The following is a 20,505-nucleotide window of genomic DNA, read 5'->3' on the forward strand; positions in this document are numbered from 1 at the left end:
GTATCTTTATGCTTATTTATGAGCAAATATAGCTTAATTAAATAATTATCATTTTTTAACAATTTTAAACAACATATTTATGAGCTTTTATCTTATCCCCTTTATTTTCGTCGGATTAATAATTTTATTTTCGTCGTTCTTCACAGTAAAACAACAATCAGCAGCTATTATAGAACGCTTTGGAAAATTTTTAAGTATCCGTCAATCTGGATTACAATTAAAAATCCCAATAGTTGATAAAGTTGCTGGTCGTTTGAGTTTAAAAATTCAGCAATTAGATGTTATTGTTGAGACCAAAACTAAAGATGATGTGTTTGTAAAACTAAAAGTATCTGTTCAATACAAAGTAATAAAAGATAAAGTTGAAGATGCATTTTACAAATTAGATTATCCACATGATCAAATAACAAGTTATGTATTTGACGTGGTACGTGCTGAAGTACCAAAAATGATTTTAGATGACGTATTCTTGAAAAAAGATGATATCGCTATCGCAGTTAAAACCGAGCTAAATGATGCTATGATGGAATATGGTTATGACATTATTAAAACTCTTGTAACAGATATTGACCCCGATGCACAAGTAAAAGAAGCCATGAATCGTATTAATGCTGCCGATAGAGAAAAAACCGCAGCACAATATGAAGGTGATGCTGCTCGTATTTTAATTGTTGAAAAAGCAAAAGCTGAGGCCGAAAGTAAACGTTTACAAGGACAAGGTATTGCCGATCAACGTCGTGAAATTGCACGTGGCTTAGAAGAATCTGTTCTAGTTTTAAACAAAGTTGGAATAAACTCGCAAGAAGCGTCTGCTTTAATCGTGGTAACACAACATTATGATACACTTCAATCTATTGGTCAACACACCAATAGTAATTTAATATTAATGCCAAATACGCCACAAGCGGGAAGTAATATGCTAAACGAAATGCTTGCAAGTTTTACTGCTAGTAATCAAATTGGTGAGGCTATGAAAGAGGCTAAAGAGAGAAAGAAATTACAATAAACTATTTTTCCTTTTTATATATTTGGCCTCACATATTTTTTAATTTGTGAGGCTTTTTTATAAGCTACCTAATAATGAAAAGGATGGCGTTCCTGCCATTTCTGCTTAGGGTTCATCAATCCAAAAACCTGCTTTAAAACAGCATTTATAAAGCTATTGGTGTGTTTTATATAAACAACCATCGGTTCTGGTTTAGCACCTACAGAGCTTTTAATTTCCATAGCAGTTCTAGCATAAACCACTGTTTTAAAATGATTGCTAATGCCAAACTCCAACATACTATAAAGCATATTTAAATATAACTGATTTTTATATTGATGCGCTTCATCATAGCCTAAAAAATAAGTTTCGAGATGTTTTTCATTTTCTATCAATGTAAAAAACCCAACAAGTTCTTCATTCAAATAATAACCAAAAACTCTAAATCTATTTTGTAATTGCAATTTTAAATTGTAAAAATGATTTTCAGGCAGTATAAATGTATTAAACTTTGCATTGTTAGATACGTTTAAATAAAGCGCGTGTAACTCACTAGAGCTGGCTTTAACAGCACCTAGACTCAATTCTGAACACCTTATACCATTTAACTTGTTTCTCGCTGTTTTATAGCGTCGTTTATATTTTTTATTAAGTGCACTTATATAATCTTTAAAACTTAACCAATTTGGTTGAAGCTTCAAAATCATATTAGGTTGCACTTTAACTTTATGTAATTTATGATTACTAAAAAAGTCGGTTTTTAAATGAATGCTATCATCTAAAAAATAATCTTTAAACATGATGGCTCGTATTGTTTTGTTTTGATTGGTTTTTATATGATTTTTAATAACATATAAAGCTTCAAAAACCAAATTTAAATAAGTAGTTTGTGATATGTTTTCTTTTTGAAAAAATAGCCCATGCTGACCTGTGTGCATCAAATTACCCACTACTAAAATATTACCTTTTAATGCTTTTGAAACCATATCACGAAAAAACTCTTTTACACAAGATACATTAATGTTTCTAAACATATCTTTTAAATACAATTGAACCCTTTGAATGATAGCAACACCTACTAATACCTCTTCATCAAAAATACCCACATAAAAGAATTGAATATTATTAGGAGATGCTTCTTCAAGTGCTTTAAAATATGAAGATTGTAAAAAAATATCATGTACAACAATACTGTCCCATGAATGAGGAAGACTTGTAACCGAATGATAAATTTGAAATGATGTCAAAATATAGAATAAAAAAGACCGAAGTTAAACACTTCAGTCTTTGATTATATTAAAAGTTTACAAAAATTATTTCCAAGCACAAATAATACCGCCCATAATACCAAGTGTTACTATCCAATATCCACTATTTATAAAAATGTATTTTGCACTTTTTCTTTCAAATAAAGCATTGGTGCCTAAAATTGGTAATGCAATAAAAACACCCGTTAATACACCATGAAAAACACCATGCTTAAAAGTTCTAAAAGCTTCGGAATAATCCACCATAAATGCTTCATAAGAAGGTAGAGCCTTTGTTGGATCTCCTCCAATCAAACTAAAAACACCCATTTGATGAATAACAATTCCAGGAAGTGCACTGGCTAATAAAAAGGCAAACAGTAATGCTAAACCAAAAATTTTAAGCATATTACCTCCTTTTATTTGTTCATTGGTTATTCCTGCCGCTTGCATCCAAGCCTTACCAAATACTTTTGGGTGATACCAAATAAATCCTACAACTAAAGCAGAAACTGCTGCTGCAATAATTGCCATTGGGTTTAAAAAATCCATAATAATTTTAGTTAAAGTTAGATGATAAATATAATTAAAATAATAATAAGTATCTAGTTTTTAGATATTTGAAAAAAATTAAACAAGTTTTTGAGATTCTGTAACCAATAACTCATTGCTATCTTCCAATCCTTTATTTATAAAATCAGAAATATCTGTGTTCTTTTCTAAACCGTTTTTTATTAAAACTCCTAAAACAATCATAGTGGCAATACGTGTGCCTACTTTTTTAGTCGCTGTATTAAATAACGGTTGTAGCTCTTCATAAGAAACCCTTTTAGCAAGTTCTTGAATTTCTGCTTTTGCTTTTAATTGTTTAGCTTCAGGTAAATTGGTATATTTTTTTCCTAATTGCTGAATTACATCTATAGCCTTACGTTGTGGTTGTGATGCATTATTTTGTGGTTTATTCTGATTAGGATTTTTGTTTTCAACGGGTTTTTGTTTCTCCCAAGAATCTCTTAGTCCAACTGTTTTATTAAATATTAGATTATTAGAAGCTGAATCTTTATCAACATTAAAATAACCCAATCTTTGAAACTGAAAACGCTCTCCAATTTTAGCTTCCAATAAACTTGGTTCTACAAATGCTTTAATAATCTTTAAAGAATTTGGATTTAAAAACTCCATAAAATCTTTGTCTTGGTGACTATCTGGTGCTTCATCAATAAACAAACGGTCATACTCCCTAACTTCAGCTTTTACAGCATGTTTTATAGATACCCAATGCAAAGTACCTTTTACTTTTTTAGAAGTATCTTCAGAATAGGTACAATTTATTTGTGTAATGTTTTCATCTTCATCCTTTACAACAGATTCTGCTTTAATTATATAAGCATTTTTAAGTCGCACTTCGCCGCCTAACTTCAGTCTAAAAAACTTATTACCAGCAACTTCTTTAAAGTCTTCTTTTTCAATATATAGTTCACGTGAAAATGGTACTTTTCTAAAACCTGCACCATCATCTTCTTGATTATTTTCCGCTTTTAGCCATTCTTCTTTTCCTTCTGGATAATTAGTAATAACCAATTTAATAGGGTCTAAAACCGCCATAACTCGCGGTGCTGTTTTATTCAAATCTTCACGAATACAAAACTCTAAAAGTGAAACATCAATAATATTATCACGTTTAGCAACACCTACTGTTTCAACAAATTTTCTCAAAGCATTTGGAGTATAGCCTCTACGACGTAAACCTGAAATAGTTGGCATACGTGGGTCGTCCCACCCAGCTACAACTTTATCTTCTACCAATTTCAAGAGCTTACGTTTACTCATAATGGTATAACTCAAGTTTAAACGTGCAAATTCACGTTGTTTTGGTCTCACTAAATTAGGATCTGTTACTTGATCTAAAAACCAATCGTAAAGTTCTCTATGAGGTTTAAATTCTAATGAACATAAGGAATGTGATACTTGCTCTATATAATCACTTTCGCCATGTGTCCAATCGTACATTGGATAAATGCACCAATCGTTAGCGGTTCTATGATGATGTTTCTTTAAAATACGATACATAATAGGATCACGCATCAACATATTTGGGTGCTGCATATCTATTTTTGCGCGCAAAATATGTTCTCCTTCGTTAAATTCGCCTGCTTTCATACGTTCAAACAAATCTAAATTTTCAGCAACAGTTCTATTCCTATATGGACCATCAACACCAGGTTGAGTTGGTGTTCCTTTTTGTTCTGCCATCGCTTCGCTCGATTGAGAATCTATATAAGCTTTTCCTTCATTTATAAAAAGCACTGCCCAATCATATAATTGTTGAAAATAATCAGAAGAAAATAATTCCTTATCCCATTTATAACCTAACCACGCAACATCTTCTTTGATGGCATCTACATATTCTTGCTCTTCTTTTGCAGGATTGGTATCATCAAAACGAAGGTTAACAGGTGCGTTGTATTTTTCACCTAAACCAAAACTAATACCAATAGCTTTTGTATGTCCAATGTGTAAATACCCATTTGGTTCTGGCGGGAAACGAAAACGTAAATTGCCTTTTGGCATGCCATTTGCCAAATCTTCTTCTATAATTTGCTCTAAAAAGTTAAGTGATTTTCTTTCTTCAGACATAAAAATGTATCGCAATAGGTAATTAAACTAAAAATATTCTGTAAAATTAGGTAATTTTACCGACTTAAAACTACCTAACATGGGAATTATAAAAGTTGAAAATATACGTGTATTCGCTCATCATGGTTGCTTACAAGAAGAAACAAAAATAGGCAGCGAATATCGTGTAGATTTACAAGTTAAAGCCAATTTACAAAACTCTGCAAAAACAGATAAACTTACTGATACTGTAGACTATGTATTATTAAATCGTATTATAAAAGAAGAAATGGCCATAGCCTCACAGCTACTAGAAACCGTTGCAAAACGTATTTTAGCTAGAATTTTTAATGAAGATTTATTAGTAAAAAAAGCCACGGTTTGGGTTAGTAAATTGAATCCTCCTATTGGTGGTGATGTAGAAAAAGTAACCATAAAAATGACTGATAAACGTAAAAAATGATTTTAAATGTAAAAAAGTCTTATTTTTTTTTACATTTGCAAACTGATTATAAGGTGTCGTGGCCGAGTGGCTAGGCTCAGCTCTGCAAAAGCTGCTACAGCAGTTCGAATCTGCTCGACACCTCAAAAAGCTTCTGGTTAATTCTAGAAGCTTTTTTTATTTTATAGGGCTAATTTTTTCTAACTTTTCTTTTAAAAGTTCTTTTTCTTTTGGAAAGAAACCTTGAACTAAAAGTAAAAACCCAAAGCCTAATATTACTAAAGCAATGATCTTTTTAGTTTTAAATATAATACGAGGTGTGAGCCTGCTCTTTAGTTTTTTTGCTATAACTATTTTAATTAAATCAACTAAAAAGTAGACTATTAAAATAGTACTTAAAAACACCATAACACCATCATTTGAACTTGTAATAGAATTAGCTATCACAATAAATGCTACCCACCCTAGCAAAACACCTATATTAATAAAATTGAGTAAAAATCCTTTTAAAAAGAGTTTTCCATAACCCTTTTTTATTTCAATTTTATGATACTCTTTGACAATATCTCTAAATGATTTTGATGTTTTAATAAATGAAATAAAACCATAGGTAACTAATAAAGCACCTCCAAATATTAAAAAACTAGGGTCGTCTTTTATAGTTTCAAGTAATTTATTGGTACTAAAAAATGCTACTATGATAAATATTATATCTGCTAACATAACACCACAATCAAAAATCAAAGCACTTTTAAATCCTTTAGTAGCACTGGTTTCAAGAAGCACAAAGAATACTGGACCTATTGTAAAAGCTAAAATAATTCCAAAGGGAATTGCAGCTAAAATATCATCAAACATAATATTATATGAGGGTTCTTTACAAAGTAAAGAAATATTTTAAAACTATAAGACTTCTTTTAAATGCTTATTAAAAACAAAAACCCATTGCTAGCAATGGGTTTTATACAAATTTTGTGGGTAGTAAATTTAATCCATACGTTTTATACGTCCGCCTAAAACAGTACTTTCATTAACTGTTTCTGGATTTCCATAAATATATACATCACCTCCTGCTCTTATTTTAACATCTACTATTTTTGATGCTTTTACATAAGCTTCACCTGCTGCATTAATAGATACATCTGTTTTATTTGTCTCTAAGTTTTCAGCATTATAAATACCACCTGTTAACAATGAAACTTTTTGTGATTTTGCATTCCCTGTTGCCTTAATTTTTCCTCCTGTAACCGATTTAATATTAGCATAGTTCACATCTAACAGAACATCAATAATACCTCCTTCTTGTGCTCTTAAATCTATTTCAAATTGTTTTATACTATCTTTCCCAGATACTTTAGATCCTTCGTTTACATCTATAATATCTAAAGATTTATAATATAATGTTACTTTAGTACTATTACCATCAAAAATTTCACCAATACTCATTTTAATTTTAAGCGTACCATTTTTATTATTTATTACTACATCTTCAGTATTGTTTCCCGTAATAATAGCTTTGTTTTCGGTAGATTTTACTAATTCAACATCTATTAAATCATAAACTTTAAGTTCATTAAATTCTCCAATTGTTTTTTCAATTTGCTTTTGAGCTATTGATGCTCCAGATATCAAAATTGTTGCTAATAAGATAATACGTTTCATTTTTTTATTTTTTATTACAACGTATTTAATCAAAAATTATTCCGTTGTTAAATTATTTTAAGTAAAAATTATAATAATATTTTATTCATTTTTTCCAATCAAAGTGAAATCAAGATGTTTTTTAACTAAATCGGCATTTTTAACTTTCACAATAACTTCATCGCCTAATTGATACATTGTTTTTGTATTTCTACCAATCATAGCATATTGTTCTTGATCAAACGCATAATGATCGTCTTTCATATCACGAACACTTACCATCCCCTCACATTTGTTTTCTATAATTTCTATATAAATTCCCCAATCGGTAACACCAGAAATAACACCTGCAAAATTTTCATCTTTATGATCTTGCATAAATTTAATTTGCATGTATTTGATAGAATCACGTTCTGCCTTGGTAGCTAGGTTTTCCATATCACTGGAATGCTTGCATTTTTCTTCGTAAATAGCTTCGTTGGCCGATTTACCACCATCTAAATAATGTTGTAACAAACGATGCGCCATAACATCAGGATAACGACGAATAGGCGATGTAAAATGGCTATAATAATCAAAAGCTAAACCATAATGCCCTATGTTATGCGTGGTATATTCCGCTTTACTCATGGTTCTAATTGCCAACGTATCAACTAAATTTTGTTCTTTTTTACCACTCACCTCTTTTAATAAATTATTAAGAGAAGCTGATGTTGTTTTACGGTCTTTGAAATTTAATTTATAACCAAATTTAGATACAATACCTTGTAAATTTGCTAATTTGCTATCATCAGGTTCATCATGAACACGATACACAAAAGTTTGTTTTGGAGATTTTTTACCAACAAATTCCGAAACTTTTCGGTTAGCTAATAACATAAATTCTTCTATTAACTTATTAGCATCTTTACTGGTTTTAAAAAATACACCTACTGGGTTGGCATTTTCATCTAAATTAAATTTTACTTCAACTTTATCAAATGAAATAGCACCAGAACTCATACGCTTACTACGCATTTTTTTGGCCAATTCATCCATCTTTAAAATAGCTTGTGCTATTTCAGGAGTTGTGTTATATTCTTTATCTGTAATTGAAATTTCTTGAGGAATAACTGTATTAATCTGATCTAATTGAAATATTTCGTCTGCCTTCAAGGTTATATTATTTTCAATAACTGCTTGTGCTTCTTCATAAGCAAAACGTGCATCGCTATAAGTAACCGTTCTACCGAACCATTCATTTTTTATTTCACATTTATCATTCATTTGAAACACAGCTGAAAAAGTAAATTTTTCTTCATGTGGACGTAATGAACAGGCATTGTTAGATAATACCTCTGGAAGCATTGGTACTACGCGATCTACTAAATAAACTGAAGTAGCACGCTCGTAAGCTTCATCATCTAAAATAGTTCCTTCTTGTAAATAATGTGATACATCGGCAATATGAATACCAATTTCATACAAACCTTTTTTAATAATTTTAAAAGATAAAGCATCATCAAAATCTTTAGCATCTTTAGGATCAATGGTAAAGGTTAAATCTTGACGCATGTCGCGACGTTTGGCAATTTCTTCTTTAGTAATTGACGTATCAATATTATTTGCAAATTCTTCAACTTCATGTGGAAATTCATATGGCAAACCATATTCAGCCAAAATAGAATGAATTTCTGTATTATGATCGCCTGGTTTACCTAGAACTTTAATTACTTTACCATAAGGTGAATCTGCTTTCTCTGGCCAATCTTCAAGTTTTACTAAGACTTTATCACCATCTTCTGCTTTAAAAGTTTTATTAATGGGTATAAAAATATCTTTGTACATTTTATTACTATCGGCAATAACAAAAGCATATTTATCATGCAATTGAATAACACCAACATACTCACTTTTATCACGCTTTAAAACTTGAGTTATTTCGCCTTCTAACTTTCCACGATGGCGGCGTTTGTAAACATAAAATTCTACCTCATCACCATTCAACGCTTTATTTATATTGTTTGAAGCAATGAACACATCATCTTCAAAATCTTCACAAATAATATAACCGTTTCCTTTTGCAGCTAAATCTAAAATACCTTTATGATATTCAGCATTCATTACAACTTTAAACTTACCACGTTCAACTTCTTCTATTTCTTTTTTACCAGTAAGTTCTGCTAATTTTTTTATAATTTGATTTCTACTACTAGCATCATTAACATTAAGTTTAGCAGCAATTTGTTTATAATTAAAACTTTGATTTCTATCTTTTTTTAAAATACTTAAGATTGTATTTGTAAGGTTGGAAATACCTTTATTGGATTTCCCTTTTTTCTTTCTTGTCATTTAATTTTTGTAATCATTTTCATTTCCTAAGATACTGGAAATTGTGTTATTTAATAGCATTATTTTAGGAGAAGATTGCTATTTGTTTTAACAAAGTTACAATTAATATATTAAATCATATTTTTTTAATGTTATGTTTAATTAAAATCAACTTATTCACAATATATATTATATAATTATTTTCTTTTTAAAATTTAAAAAATTAAATGGTGATTATGATAGCTTGTTAATAGCGGTATAACTTTTTTAATTTTTATTTTGATAACTATTTATTTACGTTCTATTAATAGTTAATTAACATCTTATATTAATTTAATAGGTTCATTTTTAAGTGATTTATGTATTCTATTAACAGCTGTTAATAACTTATAAAATATACAAATAACTAATAACTATTTTAAATTTAGTGTTTATATGTACTATGTTTTCATCTTATAAGATTGCTAAAAAAAAGGAGTTAAATTTTTGGATATATAGTTGTCGTTTTTGATTGGAAAAATAAACGGATTATCAATATATTTCTTTTAAAAACCTATCAACACTTATTAACAAGTAATGAATATACTAATACACATTGTTTATAATTACTACCTTTGTATAAAGATACCTTAATATATATAAAATGAAAATTTCTATAGGAAACGACCACGCAGGAACCGAATATAAATTTGCTATTATAAAACATTTAGAATCAAAAGGTTATACTGTTAATAATCATGGTACTGATAGTATGGATAGCGTAGATTATGCCGATTTTGTACATCCCGTTGCTATGGATGTTGAAACTAATAAAGTAGATTTTGGTATTTTAATTTGTGGTAGTGCTAATGGTGTAGCTATAACAGCTAATAAACACCAAAAAATTAGGGCTGGTTTAGCTTGGAATAAAGAAATTGTACATCTTATTCGTAGCCATAATAATGCTAATATTTTATGTATTCCAGCTCGATTTACAGCGGTACAACAAGTTATTGAAATGGTTGATGTTTTTTTAAACACAGAATTTGAAGGAGGTCGTCATCAAACCCGTATAGATAAAATTCCGGTGTCTTGCTAAATGGCACATAACCATTCTCATAATCACACACATCATCATGATATGAAGGATAAAAATCTAATGATTTCTATTCTTTTAAATACTCTTATTACTGCTGCACAAATTGTAGGTGGTTTAATTTCTGGTAGTTTATCATTATTAAGTGATGCACTACATAACTTTAGCGATGTACTTTCTTTAATTGTAAGTTATGTGGCTTCTAAACTATCCAAAAAACAAGCTTCTGAAAATAAAACTTTCGGATATAAACGTGCTGAAATATTAGCAGCTTTTGTTAATGCTGCTACCTTAATAATAGTGGCTATTATTTTAATAAAGGAAGCGGTTGAACGTTTTAAAAATCCGCAAGTAATAGAATCTAACTTGGTTATTTGGTTAGCGTTATTAGCTATTATTTTTAATGGTTTAAGTGTATTGTTACTAAAAAAAGATTCTGAACATAATATTAATATAAAATCTGCTTACTTACATTTATTAACTGATATGTTAGCAAGTGTTGCCGTACTTATTGGTGGTTTATTAATGAAGTATTATGAGATGTTTTGGGTAGATAGTGTACTTACTTTTTTAATTGCGCTTTATTTAATTTGGGTGGGTTACTATTTGTTAAAAACATCTACCAAAATGTTAATGCTATTTACTCCAGAGCATATAAATATTAAAGCTTTAGTAGACAATATTGATGCTTTACCTAAAGTTAAAAAGTTACACCATGTACATATTTGGAATTTAAGTGACAATGAATTGCATTTAGAAGCACATTTAGATTTAAATGAAGATGTATCTATTACAGAGTTTGATAGCTTGTTAGAAGTTATAGAAACCATTTTACATGAAGAGTTTAATATAAATCACGTTACTATCCAACCAGAGTACAATAAGAATGATCCTAAAGAAGTGATTGTGCAAGATTAACCGCATAAACATCATTGCTAGTAAAATGAAGCAAACTAAAAGATTATAACAGTCTACTTCCTTTGTATGGACTATTTTAATAAGAATTTCATGATACAAACTCAAATTAAAACATTTTCTGAATTAACTTCTGAAGAATTATACAGCATTCTGCAACTTCGTAGTGAAGTTTTTGTAGTAGAACAAGATTGCGTGTATCAAGATATTGATGGTAAAGATGATAAAGCACTACATGTTTTAGGTATTAAAAACCAAAAAATAATAGCTTATAGCCGAGTTTTTAAACCAGGTGATTATTTTGAATACGCCAGCATCGGTCGTGTTGTTATCGCTAAAAACCAACGTGCTTTTAAATATGGTTATGATTTAATGAAGACTTCTGTGGAGGCTGTTGAAACCTATTTTAAAGAAAAAACTATAAAAATTTCGGCGCAAGCGCATTTAAAATCTTTTTATAACAATTGTGGATTCATTGAATTTGGAGAAGAATATTTAGAAGATGATATTCCGCATATTGCGATGATAAAAAAATAGTTTTTCACTGCTATAAATCTGATATTTTAATTACCGTTTTAAAGTAAAATGTCCTTTTATAGTTTCGCCTGTATTTAAGGTAATGAAATACCAATAATCATTGCTTTCTAAAAGCTTTCCGTTAAAGCTACCATCCCACCCTGGTGCATTTGCAGGTAAATATTTTAAAAGTTTCCCATATCGGTCAAAAACAGCAATGGTTTTAATGTTATTGTTAAAATCTTGAACCTTCCAAACGTCATGCATTCCGTCGTTATTTGGGGTGAAATATTTTGGAATATAGTAATCTTCCGAAGTAATTAAAACATTAAAACGACTTTCATTATTAGCACAAATTGATTCATTATAAATATAAATGGTTTGAGAAGTTGTTATAACATCACCAGTAAATAATGGGACTCCTTGTCCTCTAGGTTCGGTAAAATAGTTGCCATAAGTAAGTGTTGGCAAAGTGTAAGAAGTATTCGTAACCACACTATTTATAGTATCTACATTTACAAAATTATTACATTGGTCTTGTGCAGATACATAGTTTGAAAAATTTGTAGGAAGCCAATTAGCATGTGCACTAGATGGGTTATCAACAACTACACAATTTAAGTTTAAATTATTGCTAAAATTTACAGTTCCATTGGTATTATTACTGTTTTTAACATTCAATTTACACAATTGGTTATTACTACAATTTAAAGTTGTTAAGTTGGAATTTTTAGAAAGATTTAGTTCCGATAAATAATTAAAACTACAGTTTAAAGTTCCTAAAGAGCTATTGGTTTTTGTATCTAAAGAGGTAAGTTCATTTTGTTCACACGAAAGAAAAACAAGACTTGAATTTTGAGATATATTTAAATTAGAAAGTAAATTATTCCCACATTCAAATCTACTTAAGTTGGTGTTTTTACTCACATTAATATTTGTTAATTGATTGCTTTCACAAACAAAAACATTCAGGTTCAGGTTTTTTGTTATATCTAAAGAAGATAATTGATTACTATCGCATACCAATGAAATTAATTTAGTATTCTGTGTAACATTTAAATTGGTTAATCTATTATTGGCGCACCAAAAAATATTTAAATCGGCTAAGACAGAGACATCTAAATTTGTTAGCTGATTATTACTGCAAAAGAGTTGTTCTAAATTGGTGTTTTGAAACACATTTAAGTTTGAAATTAGGTTGTTGGAACATTCTAAAACAGTTAATGCCTTAAAATCTTCTATTCCTGTAAGGTTTGTAATGTTTTTAAATGAAACATCTAAGTTAGTAAGATTACTAATATTGGCGGTTGGTACCAAACCGTTTATTGGTCCAGAATCGTAGCCTAAATCTATTAAAGTTTGTTCAAAATTTGTATCGGGAATGGCTGTGTTTTGGGCGATGCTAATAAAACTTAAAAGCCCTAAAAAAAAGAAATAGTGGTATGTTTTATTTACCCACATAGGTAATGACTATTTCTACGCGTCTGTCAAATTTTGGATCACCACCAAGTGGAAATTTTCGACGCAACCCCAAGTGGCGCATACGTTTTTTATCAACGCCTTTTTTTATAAAATAATTATAAATGTATTCAGCGCGTGCTTCAGAAAGATTGCGAAGCTTGGTTTTTCTATCAACAGCATCTCTACTATTTTGGGTACAACACACATGCCCCTGAATGGTAAAATAAATGTCTTTTCGTTCTACTAAAGCATTCGCAATAGATTCTAAATTTTTTTTAGATTCGTATACGATTTGACTATAACCGGTTTTAAATAAAATATTTTCGAAAACTATTTTATCACCTACTTTTAGATCGCCTTTTAAAAGTTCTGGAGCGTCTTTCTTCTTAGGGACTTCAACTTGTTCTGGTTTTACTTCAACAATTATAGGAGGTTTTGGTTTTACAATTATTTCTACTTTTCGGTTCAAACCTCTAATTTTAATAGCATTTTTTTCTTCAACTATTTTTAGTAGAATTTTACCTTTCCCATCTACATTACTAATCAAATCTTCACTTATCTCATTATTGGAAAAAACGGTTTTAATAGCATTGGCACGTTGTTGTGATAGTTTTAAATTATAAGAATCGGCACCCACATCGTCGCAAAAACCAAAAATGGAAATAGTTTCGATATCAGTATCCGATAGGTTTGAAATAAAAAGTAGCAAACGACTTTCTTCGGTTGGAATAATATCGTATTTGTCGGTATCAAAATAAACTTCATGTGTTAATTCTTTTTGAGAAAAAACAAATGCACATTGAAGTGTTAATAATAATAGAACCAACTGTTTGCTCATAAAGTAGGTATTTGGACTGGATATAAATATACTATTTTTAATGAATTTTGATTTATGCCACCGCCTTTTTAAGCTGAATGACTATTACAACAGGTTGAAACACAAAATTTTATTTTAAATAGTTCAAATATGTTGATGTATTGCTAAGTATTTCGGTAGCTTTTTTAATTTCAATATCGTGTATTTTATAATAATCGTATAAACCTTCTCTATACACGTAACGTTTTACTATCTCTTCGGTTAATAATTCTAATAAATAGGCTTTATTTTCATCTATAACGCTGATTTTAGATTTATTTAGATTAGAAATAAGTGTGTTAAAGTCGGTTTTAATATTATCGTCTAAATCATCATTTTTTGCCGCTTCAAAGGCTTTGGTTAGTGCTTTTTCAGTATCAGTTTCAAACGAAAAATTATTAACTTTTAAAAAGCTTTTAAAGTTTGCAAAATCGGTATCGTTAAGCTGTAAGCTGTTAATATCTTTGATATCGTGATTGTAATAGTAATTGGTAGCGTAATTAAAAATTAAATCGTTATTAACAATGGCGCCTATAATAGAAGAGTTTTTTGAAGTATTAAAACTCATATCTGGTAATACACCACCACCATCAAATACTTTTCGGCCATTTTTTGTTTTAAATTCGTTATAGTTTTCTTGTTTTACTTTTACCGCTTCACCTTTGTCGTTTCTATGCCAATAATCTAAGGCTTGAATACATCTGCCAGAAGGTGTGTAATATCTTGAAATGGTAATTTTAACCTGTGTGCCATATACCAACTCTTTTGGGCGTTGTACTAAACCTTTACCAAAACTTCTAGAGCCTACAATAACGGCACGGTCTAAATCTTGTAATGCACCCGAAACAATTTCGCTAGCTGATGCACTACCGCCATCAATTAAAATAACGAGTGGTATTTCAGTATCAATCGGTTCGTTTTGAGTGTAATACGTTTTGTTGTATTTTTTAACTTTCGATTTTGTTGTAACCACCAATTGCCCTTTAGACACAAATAAGTTAACGATGTTAATAGCTTCATTAAGTAAGCCGCCTGGGTTGCCTCGCAAATCTAAAATAATGCGTTCTGCACCTTGGGCTTTTAAATCACGCAGCGCATAGTTTGTTTCGGCCGATGCTTTATCGTTAAAACGACTTAATACGATAAACCCCGTTTTGTTGTTAACCATCGAGAAATAAGGAACAGCTTTTATTTCAACCTCTGCACGTTTTATAGTAGCTATTTGGGTTTTTCCTTGGCGTTTATAGGTTACTTCTACCGAGGTATCGGTAGCTCCTTTAAGTAATTCACCCGCATCTTCTTTGTAGGTTGCAATTAGGGTGTTACCAACTTTTATAATTTCGTCGCCCGCTTTTAAACCTGCTTTATCTGCTGGATAATTTTTATAAGGCTCTACAATAACTAATTTATCTTTTAGAGTTTTTACTTTAGCGCCAATGCCCGTATAATCACCTGTATTGTTAATTCTGGCAGCCTCTACATCCTGTTCGTTCATAAAATTGGTGTAGGGATCCAAATTAGCTAACATGCTTTTAATGGCGGTGTCCATAAGGTCGCCTGGGTTGGTATCATCTACATAATTCATGTTGAGTTCTTTAAAAAGCGTGGTGAATATTTCTATTTGCTTCGCAATTTCAAAAAAATCGTTTTTAAAAGCCGTGGTCGTTAAAAACAATACACTGGCTATTACAGGAATTAATATTCTTTTTTTAAGTAATTTTTTCATCACTATTTAATTTTTCAGTTTCAGAAACCTTTTTTAAAAACTTCTCAAAAAGGTGACTCATGCGGGTTTCAACTTGGGCTAAGGTGGGTTTTTCTTTGCCAATGTACAAAATCATAAACGCATATTGTGTTGTAATGTTGTTAAAATAGCTGGCTTTATTTAGCCGGTAAACCTCTCGAATTAAACGTTTTATATGGTTTCTGTCTACGGCGGTTTTAAATTGGCGTTTGCTAACGGAAATGCCTGTTTTTGCTATAATAGTTTCACCGAATGTGGTTGGTAAATACACCAAGCGCAACGGAAATGCCGACACCGATTGCCCGTTGGCAAACAATTGTTCAATAAGCTTTTTGCTTTTAAGTTTTTCTTTTTTATTGAATGTGAATTTCAACTTTGTAGGTTTAAAAGCCAAAGGTAATGAAATTAAAAAATGATTACTTTTTTAGTATCTTAATTTGAATGTTTTTAAACCATATGGGTTGCCCTTCGGCTTGCAATGCAATAAACCCATGGTCAACAAATTTGTCTGCTCCTAAAGCTAATAATTTTTTAGCATCTTTGTCATTATCATCAAGTTGCGGATGGTTAAATCGAATTACTTCTTTACCATTTATTCTATATATAATTTCTTCATTTCCATTTACTTCAGCCTCAAAAGTTACCCAAGTGTTTACAGGGAAAAGTTTTGAATTTGAATTAACAATATGTTCTTTAGTAAGTTTTCCATCTATTTCAATATGAGTACCAGGTGTTACTGCATTACCTGTTTGTGTTCCGGCAGTAGCACCTTCTGCTAGAAATTGTCCTTCAAGACTTACAGGAAAGGCTTGGTCAATACGCATGCTTTGAGGTGATTGTGCATGCAACATGGCTCCACTATTTAGGTTCGTCCAGTGTGGGGCATCTGGCATTCCAGAACCAAAAATTTTATAATCAACTTTAAAGATATAGTGTGAATAAGCAATATTTGTAAAAATGTGACCAAACTGCATGTCAAATTCTTTATAATTTTCATAAGAAACTTTTAGGATACCGTCTTCAGCATAAAAGGTATTGTGTATATTTTGATTTAATGGTTGACCATTAATTTTAACAGTCCAACCATCTAAGTTCTCTCCGTTGAATAATGAAATCCAGTCTGAAGTTTCAATGTTTTCAATTTGGCCATAGGATGATGAAAAATAAATTAAAAATAAAATCAGGAAAAAGCGTTGAAATAAAAAAGAGATTTTCATATTATTTGTCCTTTGAGGGTTGCTGTATAAATATCAAGGTTATTCTATTTATTATATAAAATAGTTTCTTTTTAAAATTCTATTATAATTCGTATTTATTGTTTTTTCTTCGCTTTTTCAGCTTTTATACGTTTGGCATTATCGCTATATAGCTGTCTCCAACTTCTTCCATTAGAGTTTAAGTAGTGTTCGTTTTTGGTTTTATAAATTTCAAAAATGGCTGAAATTTGTTTCATACTTTTATAGTCTACTGCCATTTCTCGTGCTTCTTTCAAGTTGTTTAATATCACTGTTTCTTCTTCAGGAGTAAGATCTGTAACGATAACATGGTAAGCTTTTAAAGTGAATGCCACTTTTCCAATGGTATATTTATCTAGAATAGCCTCTACTTGAGTGTCGTTAAGGTTTGTTTTAAGCCCCGTCATAAGCGCCTCATGTACAGAACGAGGCATTGCTGAATCGGCAATAATGGAACGATCTAATTCTGATAAGGGTTGTCCTGTTACTGGATTAATGCCTGCAGGAACACTATCAAACGGATGGCTATTGTGCCAATTACGTACTGCAATTAAATGTGTTGATATAACTTCGGTTGCTTGAGTTTCCTTTTCTTTATTATTCAGATTTAATTCTGCAACCCAATTAGCAGCTTTTTCTATTAATTTAGCTTCTTCTTTATCTTGAGCGAAACAAATATTTGCCGTTAAAAGAAGTGCAGCAACTAGGATTCCTATATTTTTTATTTTCATAAATAATGTTGTTTGTATTAATGGCTTTATTTAAATTTTGTTTAATCTCAAATATAGCAATAATAATTTTTGAAGAAAGTGTTGGCTTTATAGGATTTATTTGAAGTCGTCTCTATACAATGTTAACAGCTTCATTAAGTTTTTAATTCCAATTATTCGACCAGTCTTTCCAAACAGGTTCTAAACCTGAATTTGTTAACATGTGTGCAATTTCTTCGGTAGATCGTTCATCTGAAATCTCAAACTGTTCTAAGGTTTGTGGATCTACGGCATAACCCCCCGGATTTGTTTTAGATTCTGCACTTAAAGAGGTAATTCCCAAATGCACAATGTTATTTCTAAAGGTAGCGCTTTCACGCGTGCTCATAGAGAGTTCCACATCTTCGTCTAATAGCCTAAAGGCACAAATGGTTTGTACTAAATGCTTATCGGTCATTTCTACCTTAGGCTCTAAGCCACCGCTATGCGGACGTAACCGTGGAAATGAGATGGAATATTTTGTTTTCCAATAGGTTTTTTGAAGGTATTTTAAATGTAAGGCCGTGAAAAAACTATCGGCTCTCCAGTCTTCTAATCCAAATAAGGCACCCAATCCAATTTTATGAACGCCCGCTTTTCCTAATCTATCAGGTGTTTCTAATCGGTAATTAAAATTAGATTTTTTGCCTTTCGGGTGGTGTTTTTTATATTCATCTCTATGATAGGTTTCTTGATATACCAAAACGGCATATAACTCGGCCTTAATGAGTTCTTCATATTCATCTTGATCTAAAGGCTGTACTTCAATAGTAATATTCGAAAATTGATTTTTAATGAGTTCCATAGCGTGTTTTATGTACGGAACGCCAACCGTTTTATTTGCCTCACCCGTTACTAATAAAATATGGTCGTAACCTTTAGATTTTATAAAGGTTATTTCCTTTAATATTTCAGCATCGGTTAAAGTTCTACGTGGAATTTTATTTGTCATACTGAATCCGCAATAGGTACAAATATTTTGACATTCGTTAGACAAATACATAGGAACATACATTTGGATGGTGTTTCCAAAACGTTTTTTGGTACTTGCCATGCTCAATTGCGCCATGTCCTCTAAAAAAGGTGCCGCCGCAGGAGAAATTAACGCTTTAAAATCTTCTAAATCACGCTTATTTTTAGATAATGCATATGCAACGTCTTGTGTTGTTTTTGAGTGGATGCTTTTTAGAGTTTCATCCCAATTATAAGTATCGAATGTGCTTTGAAATGTTTTGTTCATATTTTTTTGCAGTTATGAATGGATTCCGCATTACTAAAATTCTACATGAAATAACTACTGTAGAAAACTTGTTAAGGGGCTACTGGCTTCTGCGTGCTTTTTAACCGTAGCTAATTTGGCGTTGTATGCCATTCTACCTGCTTGTACCGCCATTTTAAAAGCCTTGGCCATTTGTATTGGGTTTTGAGAAACAGCGATGGCTGTGTTTACTAAAACAGCATCGGCACCCAATTCCATAGCATAGGCAGCATGCGACGGACTTCCAATACCTGCATCAACAATAACAGGTACATTGCTTTGCTCGATAATAATTTCTAAAAAGTCGACCGTTTTGATGCCTTTGTTTGTTCCAATAGGTGCTCCCAAAGGCATGACGCATTGGGCACCTACTTCTTCTAATCTTTTGCATAAAACTGGGTCAGCATGAATATAGGGCATTACTACAAAACCAAGTTTTACTAATGCCTCAGCTGCTTTTAAGGTTTCTATGGGGTCTGGTAATAAGTATTTTGGGTCTGGGTGAATTTCTAATTTAATCCAATGGGTTTCTATAGCTTCACGGGCTAATTGTGCAGCAAAAACAGCTTCCTTCGCGTTTCTTACACCCGATGTATTTGGAAGTAAATGGATATTGGGTCGTAAAATACTTTGCAGCATTTTATCTTCTTCGTTATCGATATCAACTCGTTTTAATGCTACGGTAATTAATTCACTTTCTGATGCTATTAAAGCTTCAGACATTAAACTATTGGAGCTAAATTTTCCTGTTCCTGTAAATAATCTTGAGCTGAATTCTTTATCGGCTATTTTTAAATTATCGTTCATGTTTTACTTAAATGTATGACGTTGTTCTTCTGTTGAAGATGCTTTTAGTAATTCGTTAAAAGTTTTTATTTTATTAAAATCGAAGGTGATTTCAGTAGAAACAGCCATTCCAGAAATTCCTGTTTCTAAAATATTTGTAACATCTTCCAATGTTATGCCTCCAACAGCAATAATGGGTGTATCGGTTTTTAAAGCTTCTATTATTGCAGTATAACCATTTAAACCTAAAATAGGACTTAAATTTTCTTTAGTGGTTGTATGTCTAAAAGGCCCAAGACCTATATAATCAACTTCTTTTTTAAGGAGCGCTTCACAGTCTTGTATAGTATTTGCTGTGCCTCCAATCATTTGCCAAGTGTATAAATACTTTCTGGCTATGGTTGGGCAGGCATCTGTTTTTCCTAAATGCACACCATCTGCTTTAATTTCTTTAGCTATTTTATAATAATCGTTAATGATTAATCTGGTTTGAAAATGAGAGGTTATTTCTCTGGCCTCTTTAGCAAGCTTTAAAATCTTCTTTTCTGAAATATTTTTCAAACGCAGTTGTACCAATTCAGCTCCAGATGTACATGCTTTTTGAATATTTTCTAAATGCTCTTTTGGAGAGTTTCCTTGTGATATATAATGTAGTTTTGGTATAATCAT

20 protein-coding genes and 1 tRNA gene are annotated in these 20,505 nt (G+C 31.0%); 6 read left to right on the top strand and 15 right to left on the bottom strand.

The genetic code is table 11. The features are described 5' to 3' along the window. Positions 1–79 precede the first annotated feature (79 nt). Entirely contained in the window at positions 80–1,006 is a 927-nt protein-coding gene (locus QLS71_RS07005) for an SPFH domain-containing protein (RefSeq protein WP_308991745.1), read from the top strand. Positions 1,007–1,074: 68 nt separating this feature from the next. Here the strand turns inward: QLS71_RS07005 and QLS71_RS07010 are convergent, their stop codons facing one another. The 3 genes from QLS71_RS07010 to QLS71_RS07020 form a co-directional block, all read right to left on the bottom strand. After that, positions 1,075–2,232: a GNAT family N-acetyltransferase gene (locus QLS71_RS07010; RefSeq protein ID WP_308991744.1), complete on the bottom strand. Its 1,158-nt coding sequence runs from the start codon at positions 2,230–2,232 to the stop codon at positions 1,075–1,077. 66 nt (positions 2,233–2,298) lie between these two features. Continuing rightward, positions 2,299–2,784 carry a DUF1761 domain-containing protein gene (locus tag QLS71_RS07015; protein ID WP_308991743.1) on the bottom strand — a complete coding sequence of 162 codons (486 nt, stop codon included), beginning with the start codon at positions 2,782–2,784 and terminating at the stop codon, positions 2,299–2,301. 78 nt (positions 2,785–2,862) lie between these two features. Further along, on the bottom strand, positions 2,863–4,869 hold the full coding sequence (locus tag QLS71_RS07020) for a glutamine--tRNA ligase/YqeY domain fusion protein (RefSeq protein WP_308991742.1): 2,007 nt from the start codon (positions 4,867–4,869) through the stop codon (positions 2,863–2,865). Positions 4,870–4,948: 79 nt separating this feature from the next. Between QLS71_RS07020 and folB the strand changes: the two genes are divergently transcribed. Continuing rightward, entirely contained in the window at positions 4,949–5,311 is a 363-nt protein-coding gene (gene folB, locus QLS71_RS07025) for a dihydroneopterin aldolase (RefSeq protein WP_308991741.1), read from the top strand. Between the two features lie 52 nt (positions 5,312–5,363). Beyond that, positions 5,364–5,434, top strand: a tRNA-Cys gene (locus QLS71_RS07030). 33 nt (positions 5,435–5,467) lie between these two features. Here QLS71_RS07030 and QLS71_RS07035 read toward each other — a convergent pair. The 3 genes from QLS71_RS07035 to QLS71_RS07045 form a co-directional block, all read right to left on the bottom strand. Next, positions 5,468–6,148, bottom strand: coding sequence for a LysE family transporter (locus QLS71_RS07035; RefSeq protein WP_308991740.1), 681 nt, complete (start codon positions 6,146–6,148; stop codon positions 5,468–5,470). Between the two features lie 129 nt (positions 6,149–6,277). Further along, positions 6,278–6,952 carry a head GIN domain-containing protein gene (locus tag QLS71_RS07040; protein WP_308991739.1) on the bottom strand — a complete coding sequence of 225 codons (675 nt, stop codon included), beginning with the start codon at positions 6,950–6,952 and terminating at the stop codon, positions 6,278–6,280. An 81-nt stretch (positions 6,953–7,033) separates the two neighbouring features. Beyond that, on the bottom strand, positions 7,034–9,262 hold the full coding sequence (locus tag QLS71_RS07045) for an RNB domain-containing ribonuclease (protein ID WP_308991738.1): 2,229 nt from the start codon (positions 9,260–9,262) through the stop codon (positions 7,034–7,036). Between the two features lie 622 nt (positions 9,263–9,884). Here QLS71_RS07045 and QLS71_RS07050 point away from each other — a divergent pair. The 3 genes from QLS71_RS07050 (at position 9,885) to QLS71_RS07060 (ending at position 11,768) form a co-directional block, all read left to right on the top strand. Then, on the top strand, positions 9,885–10,319 hold the full coding sequence (locus QLS71_RS07050; protein ID WP_308991737.1) for an RpiB/LacA/LacB family sugar-phosphate isomerase: 435 nt from the start codon (positions 9,885–9,887) through the stop codon (positions 10,317–10,319). Beyond that, the gene (locus QLS71_RS07055) at positions 10,320–11,234 is read left to right on the top strand and encodes a cation diffusion facilitator family transporter (protein WP_308991736.1); all 915 of its coding nucleotides are present in this window, start codon (positions 10,320–10,322) and stop codon (positions 11,232–11,234) included. Between the two features lie 90 nt (positions 11,235–11,324). Continuing rightward, on the top strand, positions 11,325–11,768 hold the full coding sequence (locus QLS71_RS07060) for a GNAT family N-acetyltransferase (protein ID WP_308991735.1): 444 nt from the start codon (positions 11,325–11,327) through the stop codon (positions 11,766–11,768). A gap of 30 nt (positions 11,769–11,798) precedes the next feature. Here QLS71_RS07060 and QLS71_RS07065 read toward each other — a convergent pair whose 3' ends face one another. The 9 genes from QLS71_RS07065 to thiE all read right to left on the bottom strand — a co-directional run bounded on the left by QLS71_RS07065 (position 11,799) and on the right by thiE (position 20,505). Continuing rightward, positions 11,799–13,208 (bottom strand): T9SS type B sorting domain-containing protein, encoded by a 1,410-nt coding sequence (locus QLS71_RS07065; RefSeq protein WP_308991734.1) that lies wholly within the window; start codon positions 13,206–13,208, stop codon positions 11,799–11,801. Beyond that, positions 13,195–14,046: an OmpA family protein gene (locus tag QLS71_RS07070; protein ID WP_308991733.1), complete on the bottom strand. Its 852-nt coding sequence runs from the start codon at positions 14,044–14,046 to the stop codon at positions 13,195–13,197. The genes QLS71_RS07065 and QLS71_RS07070 overlap by 14 nt, the downstream gene beginning before the upstream one ends. A 109-nt stretch (positions 14,047–14,155) precedes the next feature. After that, positions 14,156–15,790, bottom strand: coding sequence for a S41 family peptidase (locus QLS71_RS07075; protein ID WP_308991732.1), 1,635 nt, complete (start codon positions 15,788–15,790; stop codon positions 14,156–14,158). After that, on the bottom strand, positions 15,774–16,181 hold the full coding sequence (gene rnpA / locus QLS71_RS07080) for a ribonuclease P protein component (protein WP_308991731.1): 408 nt from the start codon (positions 16,179–16,181) through the stop codon (positions 15,774–15,776). Before rnpA ends, QLS71_RS07075 begins: the two co-directional genes overlap by 17 nt. A 43-nt stretch (positions 16,182–16,224) precedes the next feature. Continuing rightward, positions 16,225–17,025: a DUF1080 domain-containing protein gene (locus QLS71_RS07085; protein WP_308991730.1), complete on the bottom strand. Its 801-nt coding sequence runs from the start codon at positions 17,023–17,025 to the stop codon at positions 16,225–16,227. A 95-nt stretch (positions 17,026–17,120) separates the two neighbouring features. Continuing rightward, the gene (locus QLS71_RS07090; RefSeq protein WP_308991729.1) at positions 17,121–17,774 is read right to left on the bottom strand and encodes a DUF3826 domain-containing protein; all 654 of its coding nucleotides are present in this window, start codon (positions 17,772–17,774) and stop codon (positions 17,121–17,123) included. 142 nt (positions 17,775–17,916) lie between these two features. Then, positions 17,917–19,032: a 2-iminoacetate synthase ThiH gene (gene thiH / locus QLS71_RS07095; protein WP_308991728.1), complete on the bottom strand. Its 1,116-nt coding sequence runs from the start codon at positions 19,030–19,032 to the stop codon at positions 17,917–17,919. Between the two features lie 54 nt (positions 19,033–19,086). Then, on the bottom strand, positions 19,087–19,857 hold the full coding sequence (locus QLS71_RS07100) for a thiazole synthase (RefSeq protein WP_308991727.1): 771 nt from the start codon (positions 19,855–19,857) through the stop codon (positions 19,087–19,089). A 3-nt stretch (positions 19,858–19,860) separates the two neighbouring features. Next, positions 19,861–20,505, bottom strand: coding sequence for a thiamine phosphate synthase (gene thiE, locus QLS71_RS07105; RefSeq protein WP_308991726.1), 645 nt, complete (start codon positions 20,503–20,505; stop codon positions 19,861–19,863).

This window comes from Mariniflexile litorale, from assembly GCF_031128465.2.
In the GTDB taxonomy this organism is placed as follows: domain Bacteria; phylum Bacteroidota; class Bacteroidia; order Flavobacteriales; family Flavobacteriaceae; genus Mariniflexile; species Mariniflexile litorale.